Origin of the sequence: Pseudonocardia hydrocarbonoxydans, assembly GCF_006539565.1 — a bacterium.
Lineage (GTDB): Bacteria > Actinomycetota > Actinomycetes > Mycobacteriales > Pseudonocardiaceae > Pseudonocardia > Pseudonocardia hydrocarbonoxydans.
On sequence record NZ_BJNG01000076.1, the window covers coordinates 1 to 2,165 of the forward strand.

Annotated in this window: 4 protein-coding genes; 2 read left to right on the forward strand and 2 right to left on the reverse strand. The window is 72.2% G+C overall.

Annotation, left to right across the window (positions count from 1 at the left end; genetic code table 11):
- Nucleotides 1-115 precede the first annotated feature (115 nt).
- Both PHY01_RS26005 and PHY01_RS26010 read left to right on the forward strand, forming a co-directional pair.
- Complete coding sequence (locus PHY01_RS26005) at nucleotides 116-424, forward strand: hypothetical protein (RefSeq protein ID WP_141282906.1); 309 nt, start codon at nucleotides 116-118, stop codon at nucleotides 422-424.
- A 1-nt stretch (nucleotide 425) separates the two neighbouring features.
- Complete coding sequence (locus PHY01_RS26010; protein WP_141282908.1) at nucleotides 426-878, forward strand: hypothetical protein; 453 nt, start codon at nucleotides 426-428, stop codon at nucleotides 876-878.
- 252 nt (nucleotides 879-1,130) lie between these two features.
- Here PHY01_RS26010 and PHY01_RS26015 read toward each other — a convergent pair whose 3' ends face one another.
- Together PHY01_RS26015 and PHY01_RS26020 are read right to left on the reverse strand one after the other, a co-directional pair.
- Complete coding sequence (locus PHY01_RS26015) at nucleotides 1,131-1,400, reverse strand: hypothetical protein (protein WP_141282910.1); 270 nt, start codon at nucleotides 1,398-1,400, stop codon at nucleotides 1,131-1,133.
- Between the two features lie 69 nt (nucleotides 1,401-1,469).
- Nucleotides 1,470-1,997 carry a hypothetical protein gene (locus tag PHY01_RS26020; RefSeq protein ID WP_141282911.1) on the reverse strand — a complete coding sequence of 176 codons (528 nt, stop codon included), beginning with the start codon at nucleotides 1,995-1,997 and terminating at the stop codon, nucleotides 1,470-1,472.
- Between the last annotated feature and the right edge of the window lie 168 nt (nucleotides 1,998-2,165).

A 2,165-nucleotide genomic window follows, 5' to 3' on the forward strand; every position in this document is an offset into this window, starting at 1 on the left:
GGGGGCTGATCGGCCGGAGTTTGGGCCGAACCGACCCGGATGCCGCGCCGTCGCGGCAACGCCCGACCCGCTGACCTGCGATGCTGTAGATGTTCCGCCGACGAGAGAGCGACACGTGCTGATCACCACCGACCGCGGCAACATCCGCACCGACGAGCACATCGTCGGCGACCACGACCTCGTCGAGTACGGCGGCCGGCAAGCGCAGGTCACCGGCGACCTCAACCTAGAGCTGCGCGTCACGCTCGCCGGCAGCGCCGGCTCTCTCGCCGACGTCGAGTACGGCGGGCCGGCCTGCACCGCGACGATCCGCGACGCCGTGCTGCTGCGGTGGGTGCGCGAGCGGGCCACCGTTGACTACCTCGACGGCGATCCCGGGCCGGCCGTGCCCGTGCCGCCGGATGAGCCGGGCGCGATCTACTGACATGGCCGCCGTCCCGTACCCCGATGACGGGCACCTACTCAAGATCGGCCGGCTCGCCTACGCCGTGACCTACCTCGAAGGCATGGTGCTGTTCGATCTGCCGGGAACCGGCGCACAGTTGCCGACCGCGATCACGCTCGCCAAGTTGGGCGGCAAGCCGACCGGGCTCATCGCCCGGCTGCTCCGGGACCACGCGCCGCACCTCGCAGACCCCGCCCTGCGCGAGTACCTAGTCGCGGCCGGCGATGCCCTCGCCGCTGTCGCGACGATCCGCAACGCTGTACTGCACGCGCGGCCGGCCACCATCGACGACCAGCAGCGGCTCAACCGCGCCCACGCCGGCGAACACTTCGTGATCACCGACGCATGGCTCGACGCGAAGACCGCCGAGATCGAGCAGTACGTGCGCACGGTGTCAGACGTCCGCGAACGGCGTCGGTCCGCGCAGACCTGACCGCCCGCTCACGCTGGCCGTAATCTCGTGCGCAGACCGGCGCGGCGCGAACGGGCAACGGCCGACTACGCCTCGCAGGCGAGCGCGTGAGCCGGTCGCCTGAAACGGGCCAGAGCACAGGTCGCCGCTGGCCACCGGACACGGCAGCGCGGTCGTACGGCGCGGTCAGACCCCCTCGAAGAAGCCGCGTGAGTCGGCCGGGCCGTCCTCTCGCTGCCCTCGTAACTCCAGGCACCCGGCGGTGGGGCGCGTCTATCGATCGCTGCCGGTGATCCTGGGCAAAGCCTCGGCGAGGCCGAACAGGTCCACGTCGCCCTGCTCGGTCAGGCCCGGAATGACCCCGATCATGGTGTCGGCCACGCAGACCCGGTATTCCTGGCGGCCGCGATCCATCGCCGCCACGACGAGAGCGTCGGATGCCGCTTCGATCGCCTCCGCCTTCGTCGTCGCGGTCCCGTCGGCCAGGGGCTGCACGTTCTCCACTCTGGCGCTGAGCACGCCGAGCGTCCAGGTGATATCCATTCGCGCAGGATCGCGGGTTCGGGGCGGCCGCGTCGGCGACCGCCCCGAGTTGTCCACAACCCCCGCCCGCTACTCGTCCTCGGTCGAGTTCTCCCCCAGCAACCGGGCCGCCTGGCGCCACACGCGCAGCATCGAGGTGTAGGCGGTCGCGTCGCACACCTCCCACGTGACCGGGCCGATCTCGATCCGCAGCATCGCCGGAACCGCCCCACCCGCCCGGGACGGCATCGACGCCCACGTCACGTCCGGCAGCCCGGCGAACCGGACCATCGCCCCGACCGTGGTGGGCCCGATCAGCAACGGCCGACGCCCCGCGACCGCCGGGGCCAACGACCGCGCTCCGACCGCTGCACCGCTCCACCCGTCCGCGACCGCCCGGGCGGTCTCCCCGGCTCGGATGTAGATCAGCACGGTGCCGAGGGTGAGGCCGAGCTGCTGCTCCGCCGTGCCAACGTGGGCGAGATCGAGCCGGGCGGGAACGAGTCCGGCGGCGCGGACGGTCAGGCTCGTGACGACCGAGGACTTGGTGATCATCCGCGCTTGCGTGGTCGGGCTGGGCTGCTCGACGGTGCGGCTGCGGTCGGTGCGTGCGGGCATGGTGGCCTCCCGGTGCTGGTGGGCCTGTCGGCCCGTACCCCTTGGGGTGGCGGGGTGCTGTTCCCCCGCCGCCTTGGGGCTCCCATGCACGGCCGCGGAGGCTCACAGTCACGGGCGGCCGTTAGGCCGTCGCGCAGCGACGCGGAGCGAAGCGGAGCGCCCTTGACC

What these genes read in the sequence shown, in the direction of transcription:
- PHY01_RS26010 (WP_141282908.1), top strand. Translation starts at nt 426, where the DNA reads ATGGCCGCCGTCCCGTACCCCGATGACGGGCACCTACTCAAGATCGGC.
- PHY01_RS26015 (WP_141282910.1), bottom strand. Translation starts at nt 1,400, where the DNA reads ATGGATATCACCTGGACGCTCGGCGTGCTCAGCGCCAGAGTGGAGAAC.
- PHY01_RS26020 (WP_141282911.1), bottom strand. Translation starts at nt 1,997, where the DNA reads ATGCCCGCACGCACCGACCGCAGCCGCACCGTCGAGCAGCCCAGCCCG.